The organism is Formosa sp. F44, assembly GCF_056238645.1.
Window position 1 is genome coordinate 319,989 of sequence record NZ_JBWDLJ010000001.1, and the last position, 22,601, is coordinate 342,589.

At 31.7% G+C, this 22,601-nt stretch carries 16 protein-coding genes; 10 read left to right on the top strand and 6 right to left on the bottom strand.

The features are described from left to right. Positions 1–147: 147 nt before the first annotated feature. Positions 148–1,269 (bottom strand): redoxin domain-containing protein, encoded by a 1,122-nt coding sequence (locus AC0UBM_RS01310; protein ID WP_475687325.1) that lies wholly within the window; start codon positions 1,267–1,269, stop codon positions 148–150. A 115-nt stretch (positions 1,270–1,384) separates the two neighbouring features. Here AC0UBM_RS01310 and mnmE point away from each other — a divergent pair, with 115 nt between their 5' ends. Then, positions 1,385–2,779, top strand: coding sequence for a tRNA uridine-5-carboxymethylaminomethyl(34) synthesis GTPase MnmE (gene mnmE, locus AC0UBM_RS01315; RefSeq protein WP_475687326.1), 1,395 nt, complete (start codon positions 1,385–1,387; stop codon positions 2,777–2,779). A gap of 182 nt (positions 2,780–2,961) precedes the next feature. Here the strand turns inward: mnmE and AC0UBM_RS01320 are convergent, their stop codons facing one another. After that, positions 2,962–4,059: a fibrobacter succinogenes major paralogous domain-containing protein gene (locus AC0UBM_RS01320; protein ID WP_475687327.1), complete on the bottom strand. Its 1,098-nt coding sequence runs from the start codon at positions 4,057–4,059 to the stop codon at positions 2,962–2,964. A gap of 50 nt (positions 4,060–4,109) precedes the next feature. Between AC0UBM_RS01320 and AC0UBM_RS01325 the strand changes: the two genes are divergently transcribed. From AC0UBM_RS01325 to AC0UBM_RS01360, 8 genes are all read left to right on the top strand, one after another. After that, complete coding sequence (locus AC0UBM_RS01325; RefSeq protein ID WP_475687328.1) at positions 4,110–4,727, top strand: hypothetical protein; 618 nt, start codon at positions 4,110–4,112, stop codon at positions 4,725–4,727. Between the two features lie 86 nt (positions 4,728–4,813). Then, positions 4,814–5,104 carry a helix-turn-helix transcriptional regulator gene (locus AC0UBM_RS01330; RefSeq protein ID WP_475687329.1) on the top strand — a complete coding sequence of 97 codons (291 nt, stop codon included), beginning with the start codon at positions 4,814–4,816 and terminating at the stop codon, positions 5,102–5,104. 538 nt (positions 5,105–5,642) lie between these two features. Beyond that, positions 5,643–6,218 (top strand): RNA polymerase sigma factor, encoded by a 576-nt coding sequence (locus tag AC0UBM_RS01335; RefSeq protein ID WP_475687330.1) that lies wholly within the window; start codon positions 5,643–5,645, stop codon positions 6,216–6,218. An 88-nt stretch (positions 6,219–6,306) separates the two neighbouring features. Further along, positions 6,307–7,230 carry a FecR family protein gene (locus AC0UBM_RS01340; RefSeq protein ID WP_475687331.1) on the top strand — a complete coding sequence of 308 codons (924 nt, stop codon included), beginning with the start codon at positions 6,307–6,309 and terminating at the stop codon, positions 7,228–7,230. 134 nt (positions 7,231–7,364) lie between these two features. Next, positions 7,365–10,775 (top strand): SusC/RagA family TonB-linked outer membrane protein, encoded by a 3,411-nt coding sequence (locus AC0UBM_RS01345; RefSeq protein WP_475687893.1) that lies wholly within the window; start codon positions 7,365–7,367, stop codon positions 10,773–10,775. A 23-nt stretch (positions 10,776–10,798) separates the two neighbouring features. Continuing rightward, the gene (locus tag AC0UBM_RS01350) at positions 10,799–12,184 is read left to right on the top strand and encodes a RagB/SusD family nutrient uptake outer membrane protein (protein ID WP_475687332.1); all 1,386 of its coding nucleotides are present in this window, start codon (positions 10,799–10,801) and stop codon (positions 12,182–12,184) included. An 18-nt stretch (positions 12,185–12,202) separates the two neighbouring features. Continuing rightward, positions 12,203–13,153, top strand: a complete 951-nt coding sequence (locus tag AC0UBM_RS01355; protein ID WP_475687333.1) for a glycerophosphodiester phosphodiesterase family protein — start codon at positions 12,203–12,205, stop codon at positions 13,151–13,153. A gap of 12 nt (positions 13,154–13,165) precedes the next feature. Then, positions 13,166–14,101, top strand: coding sequence for a glycerophosphodiester phosphodiesterase family protein (locus AC0UBM_RS01360; RefSeq protein WP_475687334.1), 936 nt, complete (start codon positions 13,166–13,168; stop codon positions 14,099–14,101). A 2,046-nt stretch (positions 14,102–16,147) separates the two neighbouring features. Here the strand turns inward: AC0UBM_RS01360 and AC0UBM_RS01365 are convergent. From AC0UBM_RS01365 to AC0UBM_RS01375, 3 genes are all read right to left on the bottom strand, one after another. Next, positions 16,148–16,594: a response regulator gene (locus AC0UBM_RS01365; RefSeq protein ID WP_475687335.1), complete on the bottom strand. Its 447-nt coding sequence runs from the start codon at positions 16,592–16,594 to the stop codon at positions 16,148–16,150. An 11-nt stretch (positions 16,595–16,605) separates the two neighbouring features. Further along, positions 16,606–16,770, bottom strand: a complete 165-nt coding sequence (locus tag AC0UBM_RS01370; RefSeq protein WP_434036338.1) for a lmo0937 family membrane protein — start codon at positions 16,768–16,770, stop codon at positions 16,606–16,608. 197 nt (positions 16,771–16,967) lie between these two features. Next, positions 16,968–20,951, bottom strand: coding sequence for a PAS domain S-box protein (locus tag AC0UBM_RS01375; protein WP_475687336.1), 3,984 nt, complete (start codon positions 20,949–20,951; stop codon positions 16,968–16,970). A 573-nt stretch (positions 20,952–21,524) separates the two neighbouring features. Here AC0UBM_RS01375 and AC0UBM_RS01380 point away from each other — a divergent pair. Continuing rightward, a complete protein-coding gene (locus AC0UBM_RS01380) occupies positions 21,525–21,971 on the top strand; it encodes a response regulator (RefSeq protein ID WP_475687337.1) in 447 nt (148 codons plus the stop codon). A gap of 51 nt (positions 21,972–22,022) precedes the next feature. Here the strand turns inward: AC0UBM_RS01380 and AC0UBM_RS01385 are convergent, their stop codons facing one another. Further along, a complete protein-coding gene (locus AC0UBM_RS01385; RefSeq protein WP_434036335.1) occupies positions 22,023–22,598 on the bottom strand; it encodes a DUF421 domain-containing protein in 576 nt (191 codons plus the stop codon). Between the last annotated feature and the right edge of the window lie 3 nt (positions 22,599–22,601).

The window sequence follows — 22,601 nt, forward strand, 5'->3', positions numbered from 1 at the left end:
TAGACTGCATATGGCATACAATACATTTGGATTATAAAATAAAAAAACTGTAAATCCTTATTATTTTATAACATCCTCAAACCCATAGAAAAAGCCTCCACATTTAAATAAATATGAAGGCTTTTTAGATATAATAGAATTATAAATTTAATTTAATAATTCAGCAATTTTATTTTCTAAATCTTGTCCTCTTAAACCAGAAGCAACTATTTTACCTTCAGCATCAAGAATATACGTTGCAGGAATTGCACGGATATTAAATTGTTTTGCAATCGGGTCGTTAAAGTAATCTAAGTTAGACATTTGGTGCCATGCTAAACCATCTTTTTCGATAGCTGCAATCCATTCTGCTTTCGCATCTTGTTGTCTTGGTGTTCCATCTAAAGATACGCCTAAGATCTCTAAACCTTTATCGTGATATTTATTGTAAACATTCACTAAGTTCGGGTTTTCTTTTCTACAAGGTCCGCACCACGCTGCCCAAAAATCGATAATGGTAACTTTTCCTTTAATTTCGTTTAAAGAGATTGTTTTCCCTTCAGGATTAGGAGCAGAGAAGTCTTTAACAACACTTCCTATAGTTGTAGCAGCTTCAGCTTGGACAGCCTCACCTACAGTTTTACCTGGACGTGTGTTTTTTACTTTTTCAGTGAAATTATTATAAATGTCTTGTTTTTGTTCAGCTGTTACTTTCGGATTTCCTAGATGACGCTCTAAAATTAAAGCAGAGACAAGGGCATCGTTATTTTCTTTCATAAACTCTATATCGTGAGCTAAATTCTCGTCGACCATAGCCATGTAACGTGCCTGAATATCTGCAACTAACGCAGTATCTTGACTTTGTTGTGCATTTCTAAAATCGGCACTTAACAGTTGATTTTTCTTTTGAAGCCCTACCATATATTCTTGGTATGTATTAAAAGCATCATTTTCTTTACTTCCTTTTACACGCGTATTGTAAATACTATCGCTATTTATAGAGACTGTCATCTCTTCATTTTCAATAATTACAGGAATTGTTCCTCTAACTTCGTCAATTTGGATAAAATAAATGTCTGGAGATTCTACAGATCCTTCAAAAACTGCTGCTCCATTTGTAATTGTCATAGAGTCAATAACTTCTTGTTTTTGACCTTCTACTTTTAATAATTTTACAGATTTACCATTTACAGCATCGTTAAATGAGGCATTAAGAGCAAATCCATCTTTTTCTTTAGCGCAAGAAAATGCTAAAGCTACTACACTTAGTAGAGCAATCTTTTTAAACATATTCAGTTGTTTTTATTATTTAGCACAAATATAATAGAATTATGATGGAAAATCTGTTAAGATTTAGATAAGTCTATACCCTTATATTATTAATGAATATGATTACTTTTGCAGTATGAATTATAACGATACAATTATTGCTTTAGCGACGCCTTCGGGTGCAGGTGCTATTGCTGTTATCCGATTGTCTGGTAAAGATGCTATACGTTTGGCGAGTGATGCTTTTAAATCGGTAAGTGGAAAAACATTAGGCGAACAGGCGACACACACCATTCATTTAGGACATGTTATGGACGGGCCTCGTGTTATCGATGAGGTTTTGGTGTCTGTTTTTAAAAATCCGAAATCGTATACCGGAGAAGATGTTATAGAGATTTCTTGTCATGGTTCGCAATATATTCAGCAAGAAATTATTCAGTTATTTCTTCGAAAAGGGTGCCGTATGGCAGATGCGGGTGAGTTTACCTTACGCGCTTTTTTAAACGGAAAATTAGATTTAAGTCAGGCAGAAGCTGTAGCCGATTTAATTTCGAGTGATAATGAAGCTTCTCACCAAATCGCAATGCAACAAATGCGTGGCGGATTCTCTTCGGAAATTGCAAAACTTCGCGAAGAGCTTCTAAATTTTGCCTCTTTAATAGAATTAGAATTAGACTTTGCAGAAGAAGATGTGGCTTTTGCCGATCGTACTCAATTTAGAGAACTAATAACACGAATTACGTTTGTGTTGAAACGATTAATTGATTCGTTTGCGGTTGGAAATGTGATTAAAAACGGAATTCCAGTAGCTATCGTTGGAGAACCCAATGTTGGAAAATCGACCTTATTGAATGCCTTATTAAATGAGGAACGCGCTATTGTAAGTGAAATTGCAGGTACGACTCGGGATACTATAGAAGATGAATTAAGTATTGGTGGTATCGGATTCCGTTTTATAGATACGGCTGGTATCCGTGAAACTACAGATGTAGTTGAAGGTTTAGGTATCAAGAAAACTTTCGAAAAGATTGAACAATCTCAAGTTGTAGTGTTTTTAGCCGACGGAACGAAATTAGATTCCGAAACAAAAATTCATGTCTTTAAAATTGAAATTGAAAAAGTTAAAAATAAATATCCATTAAAACCGATAGTGATTATTGTAAATAAAGTGGACCAGCTAAATGAAACTGCTATTTTACATTTAAAAGAAGAGCTTCCAGATTTACATTTGCTATCTGCAAAAACAGGTTTAGGGGTAGAGGGCTTAAAATCAAAACTTTTAGATTTTGTAAATACAGGAGCTTTAAGAAATAATGAAACGATTGTAACTAACACCAGACATTACGATGCTTTACTAAAAGCTTTCGAAGAGATCCAAAAAGTTCAACACGGTTTAGATACGGATTTGTCTAGTGATTTAATGGCAATAGATATCCGTGAGGCTTTGTATCATTTTGGAGTCATTACTGGTCAAGTTACGAATGATGAGTTGTTAGGGAATATATTTGCTAATTTTTGTATCGGGAAATAGGTTTAAGTAATTATTTCACAAGGGACGAAAGAATGTTATCCTCGATGATATCTCTAGGTAATGTAATTATTCAGAAAATAGGTAAGCTAGAGATGAGTGAATGATCTTTTTTAGCACCTTATAATTGTTTGCTTAAGCTCTATCTTAGCGATAATGTCTTGTTAGGAAAAGATTGGTTAAATTTAATTTACATTTTGAACGAAACGGATATGTCCACCTCTTATTTCATTTATAAGTCCGTCGTCGTAAGCTACAGGTCCATATCCCACACCTCCAGATTCATATATATACAAAGCTAATAATACTCCAGATTCATTCTTTGATGAAGTTAAATAAAAAGCTTTATCTCCTGTGTTGTTAAATGGATATACAGTTGTTCCCGAAAAATTTAAAGACATGCCATATGTATTCACTCCATTAAATTCCCATATTAAATGATTTCCTCTAGTGGGTGAAGTGTTTGAATTTCTATTTAGTAGTACCTCCCATTCTTCAACCGAAGGTAAATGCCATCCGTCAGGAATTTGTTGCAAAAGTTCTTCCCATAGAACTATTTCACCATCATAATTGCTTTTGGGTGGTTCTTCATCAAATAAAACAACCTTAGCTTTATTATTAACTAAATAATCTGTTGTTGTCCATCTTTGGTTATCAATTTCAACCCAAGAATATTCAGTATCAAAAGTTTCATTTGTAACTTTACCAACCTTAAACACGTCTTCTTGTGGGTTCACCTGATACATTATCATATTTAAATCGATTGATGTTTTATCTTCTATGTAATAATTTAGTTTATTAATTTCATGGTTTGAGGAAAACCATAAAACGACTTCAGATTCTGTATTGCTTTTAATAAACAGTTGCTTTTTTTGCATTTTGGAATAAATCTCTGTCCACAATAATTGCGTATAATTGCTCGCTAATACTTTATCCATTTTAAAACTGTCATCAAATCTGCTTTCTCCTGATAAAGATTTAGCAATACCATATTCAACATCATTTAAATCAAATTGTAATCCGATTATCGAACTCAAATATTTCTCGGAACTTGTTTTTAAGCTGACCCTATAGAGGTATGTTGCTGTTAATAAATTATTAATTTGCTTCTCTTGAATGTCATCTTTGTAAATCGTATTTAATAAACTATTGTAACTAAGAACAGACGATTCAATGGTTTGAGTGTGTTCAAAATCGACCGTATTTGGGTCAATATCATCTCCTTCAGAACAAGAAATAGTTAAAAGTATAAGAACACAAATACTACTAATAAATGATTTCATAAGTTTATTAATTTTTATAACGTTACATGTTTGTATAGTTGCGATTTTGTATGCTGAGATTTTATGAAAAAAAATTAGCAGCTAACAAAAGAGCAACTCCTTATGTTAGGTCTAAAAATAAGGAATGTTTTTTACACCGTCTTGTATACAGTGTATTATTTTTTGCAGTTATTTTTCATAAAAAAAAACAAAATCAGACAGATAATTTTAATGTCTCTAATTCCGTAAAAACAGAAAAACATAATGAAAATAGTTTAGATTCTAATATTTCTGCTAATCAAACTTCCTCAATAAGTTTAGATAAACAACCTTTAAAATTTCCAAATGCCGCGAAATTATTCTCACTTGAATTAATGAAAAGAGTTTATTCAGGTTTTTTAAATGCCGGAATTATACACAAAGAACTCTCTTTTATAGACTTTCAAAAACAAATTAATGAGAAAGAGTTAGGGGTAAATCTTAACGGACCATCACTTTATTTCTTTCATTTTCAGATAAAGAAAAACACTAACACAGTAACTTTAAAGGAATTTGTGACTTTTTTCAAAGATTCAAATGGTAATGAATTTAATTATAATGTAGTTAGAAATGGAAGTCAGCAAAAAGAACCATTACATAAGGACCTAATATTGTCATTTTTTGAAATTAATAACATGACAAAGGAGTGAAAAACCGTTACAATTACATGTAACATCTTGATTGTCATTGTTCTTTTACCTTTACTTTGCTTTCGTTAATCCATAAAAAGAAAGCAATGAAAAGAGATTCAATTTTTGAAAGGTTAGATCAATTAGAAAGATTAATAGTTGGTTTAAACAAGACAATTTTTAATGTAGAAGATTTAATAAACTACACAGGTTACAAGCGCTCATATATCTATAAGCTTGTACATAACAATGTAATCCCATTTTCAAAACCAAATGGAAAAACTTTGTTTTTTGAAAAATCTGAAATCGATACCTGGTTACTTCAGAATAAAAGTCAATCTATTTCTCAAATAGAAGATAAGGCTCAATATTACATAAATAAATCAAGAAAAAAATAAAGCGTTCAAAAGTTCCATTTTTGAACGCTTACTATATTTTTTATTAACTCATCTAGAAATTATTGTAACTACTAATTTTATCTTTTATGTACCAAATTTGTACTAAGTAATCTTTGTAAACCCTTATAAACATTAGGTTTTAAGATATTGTATCGGGAAGTAAATTACGTTTCTTATAGTTTGTTTTGGTGTCTTTTTACTGATAGTTAGTGTGTTATGTAAAATAATGTTCTCTTTATAATTCCTTTATTATTTATATTTGGTAACTCATATGTACCGCATTTATTAAATATGTAGTACAAATGTACCACATTATGAAAATATCGCTTATAAAAAGGAAATTATCGAGTGGCAAAATTGGTTTACTTATAGAATACTAATTATTACGTTAACATCGAAAGTTTTTATAAAGGTAAATTGGGATAGGTATTTTGGCAAATTATAAACTACATATATTTAATCATAATTTGTTAACGAACAAGTTTATTTATTATGAATTCTGTTATATAATTTTACTAAAAATTTAACAGATTCAAAATTGATTCAAAATTCAGATAAATATTTATTAAATAGTATTAAAAAAGGCGATTATAGTGCTTTTGATCAGTTATACAATGCCTATTGGGATAGCTTATATATGTATGCTTATAGCTTAACAAAGGACAAAGAGACTGCCTATGAAATAATTCAAGATTTATTTGTTATGCTATGGGAAAAAAGAAGAGAACACAATATTGTTAATTTGAAAAGCTATCTTTTTCAAAGTGTTAAATATAACTTTTTTCAACTTTATAAAAAGAAAAGTAACAGTTTAGTTGAACTGGCTGAGGAACTTGAAGATTTTATTTATGAAAATTTAGAAGACTCTAATCCTGAAATTTTTGAAATACTTAAAAAAGGAATAGAAGAGCTTCCTGAAAAAAGAAGAGAAATTTTAATCATGAACAAGTATCAAAATATGTCTCCAAACGAAATTTCAGAAACTTTAAATATATCTACTCAAACGGTTAGAAATCAATTGTCTTCGGCTTTAATTCAATTAAGAAACCATTTTAATTCGCAAGGTAATACAGCGGAATTGGCATTACTAATATCAATTTTTTATAATATATAATTACTTAACATTTCAGTGATGTTTCCTTAACTTTAAAACTTAGTATAAATTATCATTTGAGACTCTTATCTATGAAAGAGAAACTTAAATGAAAAATAGAAACACAAACTTCTTCCAAGATTTATTAGATCGCTATTTAAATGATACATCCACAATTGCCGAAAACACAGTGTTGGATAATTTTTTCGATTCTAAAAGCAAAACATTAGATTGGGATAGTAATACACTAGGAAATAAAGAATTATTAAAAGCACGACTTAAAAGTGATATTAATTATAAGATCAATCCACAAAGCAAAATCAATCGGAAGTACTTTACTATTTCTATTGCGGCAAGTATATTATTAATTATAGGATTGTTTACATTCCTAGATTTTACTCCAAAGCAACATGTTTTTGCTACCACACAAACCTTAGATAGTTTACTATTAAAAGATGGATCTAAAATTATTTTAGGTCCAAACTCAATACTTGAATATCCAAGTGATTTTAATGACAATTACAGAGAGGTTGAGCTAAAAAAAGGTAATGCGTTTTTTAAAATTAAAAGAGATACAACAAAGCCTTTCCAAGTCAATCATCCAAAATTATCTACTCAAGTTCTAGGTACTTCTTTTACTATTAACATAACTACAGAGACTATTGCAGTACATGTCATGACAGGAAAAGTTTCTGTAAAATCCGAAAATAATTTATCAGAAATACTAAATCCTACAGACCGCGCAACCTTCAATTTTACATCTAATAATTTACTAAAAGACACCCATTTTAATTCTGTGTCTTGGTACGATAAGGAAATTAAAATTAAGAACAGAAAACTTATTGAGTTGGCTCAAATTATAAAAAGCAGATTCGGATACAGAGTATCTTTTGAGAATGACACTTTAAAAGAAAAATTAGTGACGCTAACAATAGATACGCATACTACTATACAAAGTTTAATAAATCAGTTAAAATACATAACTAACGTAAAATTTAAAATTAAAGAATATGAAATAGAAATCACAGAATAAAAAAAACTCGAAGTTGTTAGAGCAACGACGAGTTTAACGTAAAAAGTATTGAAATAAACATTTGAAAATTACAACACCTAAATATGAATTACAAAATTACAAATTTTTTCGCAGTATTTTGTTTTTGTTTAGTAATGGTGGCTACACCTCCTGTCTTAGCAAATACAATTAACAAGGACTTTAGCAGTATATCTGTTAAGGTAATTTCATCTAACATCACACTAAATAAATTATTTGAAGAACTTGAAAACCAAACACCTTACAGCTTTAGTTTAGGGGAACAGATCATAGAATACAAAAAAGAGTTTAATATTAACTATAATAACTTGACTTTAAAAGAGGTATTAATAGACATCTCAAATAGAGCAGAACTAGAGTATCAATTTAAAGATAATTCCATATTAATACGACCAAATTCAAATTTTAAATCAGAAAGGGGGGGGTCTCAATCCGTAATAAATGGAGTCGTACAAGATGTGAATGGAATACCTTTACCAGGAGCAAATGTCCTTGAAAAGGGGACTTTAAATGGGGTTTACACGGATTTCGATGGAAAGTTTACACTGAATTCTTCTACAGAAACTCCAGAATTAGAAGTTTCCTATGTTGGTTACATAACAAAAATTATAAGACTTGATGGAAATTTAAATGTAACGATTACACTAGAATCCGACAACAATGCATTGGATGAAATTTTAGTAATTGGTTATGGTGAACAATCCCGTGCAAAAAATATAGGAGCAGTTGGTCAAATAAAGGAAGAGGAGTTAGCTAAAGTCGCATCATCTTCTTTTGAAGGTCAAATTGCAGGTAAGATGTCAGGTGTTGTAATAAATCAATCTAATGGGCAACCAGGTGCAGATTCTCAAATCGTAATTAGAGGGATTGGTACCCTTACAGCGGGTACAAATCCACTTATAGTAGTTGATGGTTTTCCTTTATCAGAGGGAAGTTCGTTAAACAGTATAAATCCTAATGATATAGAGAATATTAATGTTTTAAAAGATGCTGCATCTGCATCTATTTACGGTTCTAGAGCCGCAAATGGAGTGATTTTAGTAACCACAAAGATGGGTAAGAGGAATGCGGGTACAGTAATAACATTTGATACTTATGGAGGAATGCAAGAGCAATCTTCAGGTGTAGAATTAGTAGATGCTTATCAGTTTGCTCAATTTATAACAGAAGCTAGAAATTGGGGATATGTTTCGAAAGATCCTACAAATAGAAGTGAATCTGATCCTAATTCAGTTCGTGTTACTAAAACAATTAATGGTCAAGGGATTGATGGTAGAGAATTGTATTTAGATTTCTTACAACCTTATCTAGACGGAGAGGAAGGTTTAACCAATACAGATTGGATGGATATTGCTTTTCGAGCAGCACCAATTTCAAATTACAATTTATCGGCGTCAGGAGGGAATGATAAAACTCGTTTTTATAATTCGGTAGGTTATTTTAAGCAAGATGGGATCGTTCTAGGAAGTGATTTGGAGAGATATTCAGTTGCCGTTAATTTAGAATCTCAATTAACTACTAAAATTAAACTGGGAACAAATTTAAAAGTTTCTTATACGGATCAGAACGCATCAGATCAGGGAAGTCGCAGTTCTGGAGCAATAGGATTGGTTCCTCTTAGTTTGCCATATTATTCTGTTTACAATGCTGATGGGACAATAAATATTAGCGACCAAATTATTAATGAACAGAGGGAAATAGAAGGCGTAAGAATAAATGGAACTCCTGTTGAAAATTTATTGGCTACAAATACAAAAATTAAGGATAATAGAACCCAATTTAGATCTTTTGGGAATATGTTTGTGGGAATTGAGTTAGTAAAAAACTTGGAATATAAACTTTCGATTGGAGGTGATTATGATAATTATATCCGCAATTATTATTACCCATCAGATGTTGGTTCTTATAGAACACCTGCTCCACGATCTGATGCTAACAGTTCTCAAGAGAAAACGACTCGTATTAATTATATAATAGAGAATACTTTAAATTATGATGCAAAGTTCAAAAATCATCATATCGATATTTTAGCAGGACATACTTTTCAAAAAGAAAGGATTAGTTCTACTGTTGTAAATGGGACAGGGTTTGCAGATAATAATATTCAAAGTATTGCAGGAGCAAGTGCGCATACTTCTAATTATGATCTTGGTATATGGACACTAGAGTCTTATTTTACGCGTTTACAATATGATTATAATTCAAAATACTTATTCTCGGCAGCAATTAGGCGTGACGGTTCTTCAAGATTTGGTAGTAATAATCGTTGGGGTAACTTTCCTTCAATTTCTGGAGGTTGGATTTTTACTAATGAAAATTTCTTTCCTTTTAAAGGATTTGTAACATTCGGTAAAGTTTCTGCAAGTTGGGGTAAAACTGGAAATAATCAAATAGGTAATTATGGTTCGCAAGCACTTGTAACGGAGTCTAATTATGTTCAACAAGGAGCTTTAGCACCTGGGTATATTACAACTTCATCTCCAAATCCTGACCTTGGATGGGAAATAGCTTCTTCGTATAACTACGGGTTCGAATTAGAATTGTTTCATAAGTTGAATTTAAGTGCTGCTTATTATAAAACAAATACAAATGATCTTTTATTAGAGGTGCCAGTGCCTCAACAAACGGGCTATACTAATGTTTTGGCAAATATTGGTGAAATGGAAAATAAAGGATTCGAATTTGAAGTAGGTCTTAATAATTTACTGATAGGGGAAGTTGGTTTGGGCTTTAATGCTAATTTAACTACTTATAATAATAAAGTCCTTGAATTAGGCCCTGGTCAAGATCAAATAGCTACAGGTACCAATCAACTTTTTATTACTAAAGTTGGAGGTTCAATAGCTGAAATATATGGTTATCAGGTTGATGGTGTGTTCAAAACTCAAGAAGAAATAAATAATTCCCCTCATTTAGACGGAACGTTAACTGGTGATTACAGAGTTAAAGATATTAATAATGACGGAGTGATAAATGATAGTGATAAAATTTCAAAAGGAACTTATACACCTGATTTTGTTTATGGATTTGGGACGAATGTAACCTATAAGGGTTTTGATTTTAGTCTTAATTTTGTAGGTGTTTCAGGAAGAACTTTGATGGATGGAGATATGTCTTCATTAACAGAATCAGGAGAAGGTTTTGCTGTTCCTACCACCTATTACTTTGAAAATAGATACCATCCAGTAAGTAATCCAGAAGGATATCTAGGGCAACCTAACTTTGGTAATTTTTCAAATTCAAGGAAACTACTTAATTCATCAGTAGTTGTTGAAGAAAATAATGGAGATTATATAAGGTTAAGAGATATCCGATTAGCATATAATTTCACAAGTGATTTTCTTGAAAAAATTAAATTGAAATCATTACAAGTTTATATGTCAGGTAATAATGTTTTTACTAAAACGAAATATAGAGGTTGGAATCCTGATGGAACATCTTCAAATATTTTAACTTCTGGTTATAATACAGGATCTAACTACCCCGTTGCTAAAACTTATTTAGTTGGATTAAAAATCTCTTTATAAAATTATTCATAAAAAATATTATAATGAAAAAGATTATATTTTCAATATTTACGATAATTGTACTAATATTTTCATGCGAAAATGAATTGGTACAGGAGCCTAATACGAACAAAGTTGCAGATGGATTTTATACAAACGAGGCTGAACTTGAAGAAGCTATTAACGCCACATTTGCAGCCTTACAATTTAGTGGTAATTATGACATTGGTATGCCTTCAATAGGTGAAATACCAGGAGAAGATTCTTATGATGAAACTCCTGCAAATGATGGAGGTAATTATGGTCAGTTAGATTTGTATAATGTGATAGCCCAAAACTCGATCATTGCCAATATTTGGAACCATTCTTATATCGGTATTCAACGTGCAAATATCGTGTTAAATAGGATAGAGAGTATAGAGTATAGTAATGAAGATACGAAAAATTCACGTATTGGAGAAATGTTATTCCTTAGGTCTTTATTCTATTTTAATTTAGTTAGAATCTATGGCGATGTGCCATTAGTTACTGAAGAAGTAAGTAATCCTCAGGAATATTTTGGACAAACCCGAACATCGGAAACTGAAATTTATGACCAAATCAAATTAGATTTAATTACTGCTATAGACTTGTTACCTATTAGAAATGAGTCTAACAAAATACGAGTTGTAAAAACTGCAGGACAAGCTTTATTGGGAAAAGTAGAATTGACACTTGGAAATTATGCTGAAGCAAAATCAATATTACATTCGGTAGTTAATTCTGGTATTCATGATTTAGTTCCTATAGCAGAGGTATTTGCTTCAGATAATGAACTTAATAGTGAAATTATTTTTGCTGTGCAGTTTTCTTCTGGTGTAAATGGGAATAGTGAAGGTACGGATGCATACAGAATGTTTAACCCTACAGGGAGAGTCGAAGGGAACATGACAGGAACAAAAGGGCATGGTGTTCTAAAGCCTAGTTTCTATAAGCTTTATAGTGATAATGACTTGAGAAAAGGTACCTATGTGGGCGTTTTAGAATCAGGTATTGCCTATAATAGAAAGATTACAATTCCAACTACTGTTGTAGGCGACGCAGAAAGTGATTGGATAGTTTTGCGTTACGCTGATGTAATATTAATGTTAGCAGAAATAGAAAATGAATTAGGGAATCCAGATCAAGCTATTCAATATTTAAATCAAATTAATAATCGTGCTTCTATAATGGAATATACAGGAGCAACTGATCATAACAGTGTGTTTCAGGCTATCGATTTACAACGCCGTTTAGAACTAGTTTGGGAAGGCCACAGATGGTTCGATTTAAAACGTCAGGGTAGAACGCAAGAAGTTTTAGGAATTTCAAACAATGATTTACTCCTAATGCCATTACCTGCAAGTCAAATAGCAACGGATAATGCTCTAGAACAAAATCCAGGATATTAAAAAAAAATGCTAAAACTAATGAAATTAAAAATAATAGGATTACTATCTATAGTAGTACTATCATTCTCTTGTAAGAAGAATGATAGTACTTTATCGAAAGATAACGAGATAACAGGAAAAACAGTCATAAGCGATACAAGTAGAATTAAAAAATTAATAAATAATTTAGAAGATTCTCACAATAATGAAATTATGGTGGTTGCACATCGTGGTGACTGGAGAAATGCTCCTGAAAATTCTTTGCAGGCCATTCAAAATTGTATTGACATGGGCGTAGATATGGTAGAGATCGATGTAAGAAAAACCAAAGATGGTCAATTGGTATTAATGCACGATACATCTATAGACAGAACAACTAATGGCAAGGGGTATGTAAATGAATGGACACTAGATAGTCTTAGAGCCTTAAAGTTGTTAGATGGATTAAGTGTTCCTACCGAACATAAAATACCAACTTTAGAAGAAGCGCTTTTACTTTGTAAAGGTAAAATACTTGTCAACTTAGACAAAAGTTACGAAATTTTTGATCAATGTTTTGAGATAGCAAAGAAAACACAAACTTTAAATCAAGTTGTGATTAAAGGGAATAAATCAAAATCGGAAGTAGAAAAAGAGTTTGGGGAATATTTAGACCAAGTGTTCTTTATGCCGATAGTTAGGTTGTCTGATTCTGATGCCGATAAAACTATTGATGAATATTTAGAATTGGAGATACCGATAGCTTTTGAGTTTACTGTACCTCAGGATACAATATCAATAATTGATAGGTTTAAAAGTATAAGAGAAAAGGGAGCAGGTGTTTGGGTTAATTCTCTTTGGTCACAACATAATGGAGGTCATGACGATGAAAAAGCAGCACTGGATTCTTCAGTATATGACTGGTTTGTTAATAACAACATTGATATGATTCAGACTGATAGACCTGCTTTATTGTTAGAATATCTTAGAGATAAAGGGTTACACGATTAATATTTAAATAAAATGATAAAAATAATAAAGTTAAAAAATATAACAATAGTCTTATTTTTACATATTTTCTCCCTTGGTTTTTCTCAATCCACAACACCATTAAGAACCAAGTCAGATTCAATTTTACATCAATTTAAGAATCCTGTAAAAGATAAAATTTTAGCTGTTTCTCATCGAGGAGCATGGAATTATGCACCAGAAAATAGTTTAATGGCTATTCAACGATGTATTGATTTAGGAATTGATATCGTTGAAATAGATGTAAGATTAAGTAAAGACGGTCATTTAGTATTGATGCATGATGACACTATTGATAGAACAACGACAGGAAAAGGTAAGGTTTCTAATTTTACTTTATCGGAATTACAAACCTTTCGCTTAAAAAATTCATGTGGAGTGAGAGGATCAAGACAACAAATCCCAACTCTTAAAGAAGCCATGTTGCTTGCTAAAGATAAAATTATGATTAACCTAGATAAAGTTGAAGGTGAAACGGTTAAAGAGGCTTATGAAATTCTTAAAGTAACCGGGACTGTTAATCAAGCAATTTTTAAGGGGAGAGCGACAGTTCAAACAATGTATAAAAAGTTTGGGGCTATTATGGATTCGATTATTTATATGCCAATAGTAATTGATAATGTTGATGATCCTTCAAAATATGTAAATGATTACAATGAAAAGTTAAAACCCTTTGCATATGAAGTCACTTTTGAATCAGTGGATTCCAAAAAATTTAAATTAATTAAAGAATTAAATAGCTTGAATGTTACAGTTTTAACTATTCCTTTATGGGACGCTCTAACAGCAGGATATACTGATGAATTAGCACTTTTGGAAGGTCCCGACGCGTCATGGGGATGGTTAATAGAAAATGGATCGAATGCTATAATGACTGATAGGCCAGATGAATTATTAGATTATTTAAGGAGTAAAGGCCTGCACGATTAGATTATATTAATAAAATTTTCATTTATGTTTGTTTAGTTTTTGATTGGGTACGGAATTTGTTTTCGTGCCCTTTTTTATTAATTAAATTTTAATATAACTTTTCCATTAAAGCCCTTTATTGTAATATATGAGCTACATAAACTCTAGAATTTAAATTACTGTATCGGCAAATAGATTTTTCTTTACTCATGTCTGCTTTAAAGGTTTTTAGATTGACTCACAATGAACTAGAGTTAATACTACTGTCTTGTTGTTTACTTTGTTGTAACATACAGTATTTAGTATGTACTGCTTTATGAAAATATCGTGTGGTAAAATTAGCTTATTTATAGAATACTATAAAAGTTGTGAAATACCTTCATAAGGAAAAAGGAAAAATTTAAGAGACCTTGAAAATTTAAAACTGTATTCATATCGTGATCCATGCATTAGCTAATTAGTAATCTCACTTTTGGAAATAAAGGTGTTTTAAAGTGAAATACTAATTGTAATTTCGAAACCGCTCAATGCTGTTTTTACTTTACGGTTATCTAACGGAACACTATAAAAACAGCATCGGATCCACGCGTAGTTAAGTTATAGATGATTTGGGGTGATCCAAATTCTAAAAGAGAGTTATAGATAAAATACCACTCAGCCCATTTCCACTACATTTCGCAGAAAGCTTCATTTCGATAAAAGCGCTTCATTACAAAAGTCTTGAACCTCTCTGAAAAAGAGAAGTTCTCTAAGATTCAACTTTTATAAAAAAAAATATTATAGATTAGAGTTACGGGGATCTAATATAGCATATCCTTAGCTTGAGCTATAAAATATGGTTTTATAGCTCAAATAGGCTTACTTTTTACGCTGTGTTTACAGACATAAGATTTCGGAAGGAACATAAAAGATTTGTTTAAACATTTAGAAATGCACTTCTAAACTGGATTCAGTAATAATTAAAGTGTATTTTATAAAATACTCTTTTTGGGTTTTACATAAATTACTTTTTTTTTCCATTGCGTTTAACCATTTCGAAAATGAAAATTATTGTGGATTTAATACCATTAAGGCATCCATATCTATAGCTGGAAATGGTTTATATTTAAACATTTCAATTAATTTACAGAATAAAAGATTTTGTTCGATTAAATCTTATAAAGAGAGTTGGGGTAATTCTAAATTTATTCCTAAACTTGATTTTAATGCATTTGAAATTTTGATTTCATCAATTTTATCACCTGCCAATTCTATTGTTTTACCAACCTTGATTCCCAACTTGGTATCAAAAAAATCGCCATAAAAGTAGTAAGATGTAAAACGTTGGCTATCAATCCAATTTTCCGTAAATGTTCTTCAATAGTATGTTTAAGTCTAGGACGAAACGACTTATGGTTATCAGATATCTCTGGAAGATGCTTTTGCTCACGATGATAAAATCTTATTATAAACACATGTTAGATCTTGTAAGATTTGTTTTTATTAATAAATAAAACAATTCAGAAAACAAACAATTGAAACGGTACCTAAGGCTTCTAAGGAAATACTCACCATTGTGAAGGATCGCAATGGGGTTATTTACAATTTATTTAAATGCATTGCAGTTCTCCTGCTTCGTTAGAAGGCTATAGTAATCAAAGTAAAACCTTTTTCGCCAAAACAGCATTCACTGCGGGCGAGCAAAATTTAATTTGTTGTCATCAATTGTGGTCAATTAATTTGTGTACTGCATTGTAGCACTTACGATTGTAGCACAAAATAATGAAAATACCCTCTAAAATCCTCAAAGAGATTCGTAAACAATTGACTGTTACAGGTGTCAAAAAAGTAGAATTCTTTCGTTTTAGATTAATCACTATTTTTGTATACACATAATAATTAGAAAAACTCCCCCTTAATTCTTGGCGAGTACGAAGGAGAATTGATAATAAAGTAATGCAGATTCTGGAGCGCATGCTGTTTCGATACGGGTTAAAAGCATAGGAACATGGTTTGTTTTTATCACAAAGAAGTGTATAATGCCAATTAATAAATATTGCCTATTTAATAGCTTTAGAAATTATTTAATTAATCATCTATAATAAATTCATCGTGTACTGTTTCTTTTTTAAGATAAGCCTGTAAATAATCCAAACTTTTAGAAAGTATGGATACCAGTTTATCGAAAGAATTAGGTTTCACTAAATATAGATTTGCCCCTTGTTTTTGCAATTCATCACTCATAGAACTATCAATAGTATTGGAGTAAATAAAAATAGGAATGTCTTGAAGTTTTATTTCATTTTTAATATCATTTAAACACTCAATACCATTCATTAAGGGCATATTTAAATCTAAATATATGGCATGAGGAAGTGGTTTGGTTTCATTTAAAAGATTATCCATTAAAGTTACCCCATTATCAAAACTAACCACTTCGATTTCTGAAATACTATTATTAAAAGCCTCTAGAAACAACATGCGGTCCGTCTCATCATCATCGGCCAAGTAAATTAATAATTTCTTCAGGATCATAACTATTAAATTTAAAGTCGTCTTCCCGCTATAATGTTATATAAAATTGCAATTACTGCAATCACTAAAAGAATATGTATTAAACTTCCTGTTGCCATTCCTGCGATAAAACCAAAGAAACCTAAAATCCAACCTATAATACAAATTACTGCTACTAACCAAAGTATACTTCTCATAATTCCATGTTTTAAATTAATATTATACGCACAATATGTATGCGACATCACAAATCTATAGGTAATTAAATCATCTATTTAATTCATATGATTTGTTTTGTTAACTCAATCCATTACATAGTAAAAGAAAGTTTTTTTAAGATTTAAATGCTACTTATCTAACTTAGTATGTATTGTATAAGTCTATACTATTAGATTTAGGCTGGTATATAAATATCAAATCTAGCACCTTTTCCTAACTCGCCAGTAGCAGTAATAATCCCATTATGATTGTCTACAATTTTTTTAACAATTGCAAGGCCTATGCCTGTACCGCTATATTGTTCTTTCCCGTGTAAACGCTGAAAAACTTCAAATATCTTACTACTGTATTCAGGATCGAAACCAATACCGTTATCTGAAAAAATAATATGACAATATTTTTTTCTTGGCAATTTCTTTTCAATTTTCAGCTTTTTAGCTTTTACAATTTCACAGGTTATGCATAATTGTGGGGGGGTGTCACTTTTAGAAAATTTAAGAGAATTACTTACGAGATTCAATAGTAACTGTCTGAATTGAAAATGGATCACTTTTATTTCACACATTTGACCCAGGTTAAATGTGGCATTTTTATGTCTGAGATCTTCTTTCAAATTTTCTTCAACTTCTTCAATAATAGATTTTATGTTTACATTTTCGAATTTGCGGTCTTTAATATCTGTACGAGAATACACAAGTAAATCTTGAATTAGCGTTTGCATCCTATGAGCTGATTTTTGCATCCGACTAAATTTATCTTTTACATTGTCTGATAGGTTTTGTTCCTCTTTATCCATTATCTGAGAGGCCAGGATCTGAATTTTACGTAGGGGTTCTTGTAGATCATGACTAGAAATATAGGCGAAAGATTGTAACTCTTTATTCATTTTTTCTAGAGTTGAGTTTTTCTCGTTAAGCTCTTTTGTTCTTTGAAAAACCTGCTCCTCTAGTTCATTTGTAAACATTTTTTGAGCTTGGATATCTGTACTCGTACCCACCCACATTGTTATTTCTCCTTCATTATCTCTTTGAGGAATAGCGCGACTTAACTGCCATCTATATGTACCGTCATATCGTCTAAATCGATGTTCAAACAAATAATCCGTGCCACTGTTAATTGCATTTAACCACGCTTTAATATTGTCTTCTTGGTCATCTGGATGGACAATTTTTAACCAATTAAAGTTAATCTGTTTTGCTGTCAAACCTGAATAGTCATATACCGATTGATTAAAATAATTGATATGTCCTTTCGCATCTGCCGTCCATATGTGCTGAGGCATAGAATCTGCCAGCAATCTAAATTTAAGTTCACTTTCGCTCAGTTCTTGCTGATGTTGTCTTTCTTTGGTAATATCACGTAACGTCCCAAGTTTTTTAATTGGCTTTTTCTGGTCATCATAAAAGACTTTTCCTTGGGTTTTAATCCAACAGAACGTATGGTCTGGTTTTATTAGTCGAGCTTCGTAACTATAAACCCCGGTGATTAAGGCTTCTTCAAATGCTTTTTCGACGACAGCATGTAAATCTTCTGGATGCACCTGAGCTCGCATTTGTTGGTGTGTGAGTATGGTCGACTCCTCGTGGCCAAAAATAACAGCTAATCGCGGCGAATGGATTATATTACGGGTTTCTAAATCTAATTCCCATGTGGCAAGATTAGTCGCTTCGGCGGCCAAACGTGATCGTGCTTCTGCTACCTCAACCTTTTGCCGTGCTTCCACTTTATCGGTAACGTCGTTTACAGTAATCATTATGCCAGATGTTTCTCCATTAGGCTCCAACAAAGGTTTGTATTCAAAATCGAAATAAAATTTTCTCATACCGTCGTCTCCCATGACGAAGGCCACAGATTCTTTTTCGGTGTGGGATAGTCCTAAATTATAAACAGAGTTTAATAATTCTGGGTATTTTTGTGATTTCAATTCTGGAAAGACATCTAAAATAGATCTTCCAATAAGATCCTTTTCTTTTTTGCGCCATATGTTTTTAAACATGGCAATGTTGGCCGATTCTATAATATGATCTTTTCCTTTTAATATAGTCATCGGAATAGGAGATTGCATGACCATATTTCTAAAATGCCTTTCACTTTCTTCAAGTAAATGTTTGGCTTTTACAGTTGATGTAACTTCTGTTGCAACAACCATAATACCAGAAATTTCGCCGTTTTCTTCTTTTAGAGGATGATAAATCAAATTGAAATAAGCCTCCTCCATTTTTCCATTACGCTTTAAAGGCACAAGCAACTCAGTAGAATAAAAAGGGTTTCCTGTTTGTATAGTATCGGCAAATAAAGGGGCAACTAAATCTTTTACTTCTGGCAACGATTCGAACAGCGGTTGGCCAATAAATTCCGCTTCTGTTTTGTCTACAAGTAGTAAATAATTTTTATTAGCCATTTCAACCTTATAATCAGATCCTCTAAAAATGGCTATCCCCAATGGGGCTTGTTCTACTGAGTTTCTGAAACGTTTTTCACTTTCTTCTATATTTTGTTTGGCAAAATTAAGTTCTGTTACTTCTGCCGCGGTATTCATAACACCGTATACATTTCCGTCGGTATCGAATAAAGGTGTGAAACTATAATTATAATAAAAAGATTGAGATTTATTATTTTTAACCAATTCAATACGTTGGTTTTTTATATGAAAGGCAACACCAGTATTTAGTACCTCTTGTATTTGCTCAAAAATATGTTGATTTTCAAATTCTGGTAAAATATCGGTATATAATTTACCCAACACATCATTGCCTTTTCCCCAAGCATCCATTATAGATTGATTAGCAAAAGTGATACGTAGTTCTTTACCAGTGTAAACTCCAATAGGAAATGGAGTGTTTTCCACTAACGTCCTAACACTTTGCTCGCTTTCTTCAATTTTTTTACGGGATAATATATGAGTTGTTACATCCACTCCTATAGCCATGACACCATTTATTTTTCCATCGCCGTCATATAATGCTTCATAAGAAAAACTAATATAAACCGTTTCCAATTTTCCATTTCTCATTATTTCAACAGGTAGTTCATCGATATTAAATCGTTTACCAGTGGTTCTTACGCCATCAAGAAACTCCATTATTCCCTGCGATTTAAGTTCGGGCATCGCAGTAAATAAGTCTCTATTTAAAATTTCTGATTCTCTTCTTCCCCAAAGTTCCAAAGCCTTGGTATTGGCAATTTCAACTAAGTAATTAGATCCACGAAAAATAGCTATGGCAACAGGTGCCTGCAAAATCATTAGGCGTAGGTTTCTTTCGTTTTCTTCTTTTTGTTCCCGAGCAATAACTTCTTCGGTAACGTTTTGCAACGCACCCGTAAAGGTTATAGGCTCTTTGTCTGCATTATAGATTACATTCCCTTTGGCTCTAACTACTCGTAATTGTTTTGTAATGGGGTTGATAATACTGTATTGATGATCCAGTTTTCCACCAGAAGAATACATCATAGTAGCCTCTATGGCGTCTATTAAAGGTACTCTATCTTCTTCTATTACGGCATTATACCCCGTTTCTAAATTACATTCAGCACCTGGAGGTAAGCCATGCCATTCGTTAAATGTATCATTTCCAGTAAATTTTTTCGTTACAGGGTTTATTGACCAAGTAGCGAGACCGGTGGCTTCAATTGCAAATTGAAGTTGATTTGTACTTTCTTTAAGTTTATCTTCTGCTCTCTTTGTATTGGTTGTTTCAGTAACGGTAATTAAAATGCCTCCAACGTCTCCATTTTCAATTCGTATGGGACTGTAAGCAAAATCAAAATAATAGTCTTCTATAAATCCGTTTCGATTAATAGGTCGCATCTGATCTGACAACCGTACAGGGTTACCATCCATTACACTATCGAATATGGGTTTTGTAATGTGCCAATTCTCTGAAAACGTTTTGCTTGAACTTATACCTAAAGCATCTGTGGGTTTGGAAGTTCCTAATATAGGCCTATAAGTATCGTTGTATATTTGTATATAATCTTTACCCCAAGCGATGCACATTCCAAATGGATTTTCTAGCAATACAGAAACCATAGTTTTTAAACTTACTGGCCAGTCTTTGGCGGCACCCAAAGGGGTTTTACTCCAATCTTTTGCTCTGATATAATTTCCCATTTCTCCTCCTCCTTTTAGGAAATAGAGTGGTGCGTTGGTGTTATTCATTCCCGTGTTAATTTAAGGTTGGAGAATACATGTATCTCGTGTTGTTTTTTTTGATTATTAGTGCCCATTTTGTTGCTAGCCTGAAACTTATCATGTTTTAATAAAGACAAAACACTAGGTTTTTGATTAATAGTGAACTCTAGAATGATAAAATTAGTCTGAAGCCTCCTTAAAAAACAGGCAATCTTCCTCATGCTTATTAGCGAGAAAGAAACGTAGTATTTTAGGAATATAGAAAGTGACTGTTTTCATATTAGCGAATTTAAAAAAAAAATAAAGTCAATTATTTTTTTTATTTAAATTAAACATCGGGTATATCTTGCTGTTTTTAGGTAACAGTAGAAACTGAATTTTTAAAAGCAATATTGGGACTTCATTTTTTTTAAAGGAATACAAAAATTAAGATAGGTTAGGAGGTTGATTTTTGGTATGCTTTGTTTTCTTGTTATTTTTGAGTTTTTCATGAAAGTCATTAAAATGTTTTGAAACGTTATAGACTTTTTGCGCAGATAATATAAATCAATTATTGAATAAAAAATATTACTTTTAAACAAACTAAAATTTCCTGTGTCAATGAGTGATTATGTATGTAATATTATATTAGTGGATGATGATGAGGATGACAGAATGCTTTTTTGTGAAGCCTTGGATGAATTAGTTATAAAAGCTAATTTATTACTCTTTAAAAACGGACAGGAACTGATTGATTATCTGTTTCAAGGAGATATTGTATTTCCCGATTTGATATTTCTTGATGTTAATATGCCTATAAAAAATGGAATGGAATGTTTACAAGATATTCGTAATCATCCAAAATTAAAGGATATACGTATAGCGATGTATTCTACATCTAAGGCAGATAAGGATATTAATGAATCTTTTTCTAACGGAGCTAGTATTTACGTGAATAAGCCAAATAGTTATACTGTATTAAAAAAGACTTTAGAAAAAATTATTCAGTTTAATTGGCAGAGCCATATTGAACATTTAAGCAAAGACACTTTTTTATTTCGTATTTAATGTGTTTATAAATAAATCAAAATCAGAGTGTTCTCTCAAATTAAATGATCTCTATCGCTTAACATCATTAATAATCCAATGATCAATAGCATCATTATCTTCTTTATGAAGGACGACAAGGTCTCCGGTGGTTTCAAAAATCACGGCTTTAATTTCCGAGAGTTTGGTAACATTCGCTTCTCTTAGCTTTGATCGTAAGTCACCTTCTGTTAAACGTACCGCTTTCAAATTTTTCTTAAGAATTATTTGCCCATCCATTATTAATGTGGGTTGGTTATCTATTTGTTTTTCAAACCAACTATACCTGCGTAAATATGCTGCTACTAGTTGAAGAATATAAACCATTAATAATCCTACAGCCCCTTCAAATAAACTTACGGTTTTAGATAATATGGTAGTTGCGATAATAGAACCAACAGCCACTGTCATTGCAAAATCGAAACTGGACATCTTAGAGAAGCTTCGTTTGCCGAAAATTCTAGTATAAACAATAACGGCAAGATAAATACCTGTGCTGGATAAAAGTATTAAAAGAATAGACTGAAAATCGGAATCAAAAAGTCCAGTTGCTTTTTTCGCAGATTGATTTGCGATACTAGATAAATATAATACGTTTAATATATTCATAAT

What these genes read in the sequence shown, in the direction of transcription:
- AC0UBM_RS01365 (WP_475687335.1), bottom strand. Translation starts at nt 16,594, where the DNA reads ATGATCCTGAAGAAATTATTAATTTACTTGGCCGATGATGATGAGACG.
- AC0UBM_RS01330 (WP_475687329.1), top strand. Translation starts at nt 4,814, where the DNA reads ATGAAAAGAGATTCAATTTTTGAAAGGTTAGATCAATTAGAAAGATTA.
- AC0UBM_RS01340 (WP_475687331.1), top strand. Translation starts at nt 6,307, where the DNA reads ATGAAAAATAGAAACACAAACTTCTTCCAAGATTTATTAGATCGCTAT.
- AC0UBM_RS01385 (WP_434036335.1), bottom strand. Translation starts at nt 22,598, where the DNA reads ATGAATATATTAAACGTATTATATTTATCTAGTATCGCAAATCAATCT.
- AC0UBM_RS01360 (WP_475687334.1), top strand. Translation starts at nt 13,166, where the DNA reads ATGATAAAAATAATAAAGTTAAAAAATATAACAATAGTCTTATTTTTA.
- AC0UBM_RS01310 (WP_475687325.1), bottom strand. Translation starts at nt 1,269, where the DNA reads ATGTTTAAAAAGATTGCTCTACTAAGTGTAGTAGCTTTAGCATTTTCT.
- mnmE (WP_475687326.1), top strand. Translation starts at nt 1,385, where the DNA reads ATGAATTATAACGATACAATTATTGCTTTAGCGACGCCTTCGGGTGCA.
- AC0UBM_RS01325 (WP_475687328.1), top strand. Translation starts at nt 4,110, where the DNA reads ATGCTGAGATTTTATGAAAAAAAATTAGCAGCTAACAAAAGAGCAACT.
- AC0UBM_RS01375 (WP_475687336.1), bottom strand. Translation starts at nt 20,951, where the DNA reads ATGAATAACACCAACGCACCACTCTATTTCCTAAAAGGAGGAGGAGAA.
- AC0UBM_RS01370 (WP_434036338.1), bottom strand. Translation starts at nt 16,770, where the DNA reads ATGAGAAGTATACTTTGGTTAGTAGCAGTAATTTGTATTATAGGTTGG.
- AC0UBM_RS01320 (WP_475687327.1), bottom strand. Translation starts at nt 4,059, where the DNA reads ATGAAATCATTTATTAGTAGTATTTGTGTTCTTATACTTTTAACTATT.
- AC0UBM_RS01380 (WP_475687337.1), top strand. Translation starts at nt 21,525, where the DNA reads ATGAGTGATTATGTATGTAATATTATATTAGTGGATGATGATGAGGAT.
- AC0UBM_RS01350 (WP_475687332.1), top strand. Translation starts at nt 10,799, where the DNA reads ATGAAAAAGATTATATTTTCAATATTTACGATAATTGTACTAATATTT.
- AC0UBM_RS01355 (WP_475687333.1), top strand. Translation starts at nt 12,203, where the DNA reads ATGAAATTAAAAATAATAGGATTACTATCTATAGTAGTACTATCATTC.
- AC0UBM_RS01345 (WP_475687893.1), top strand. Translation starts at nt 7,365, where the DNA reads ATGGTGGCTACACCTCCTGTCTTAGCAAATACAATTAACAAGGACTTT.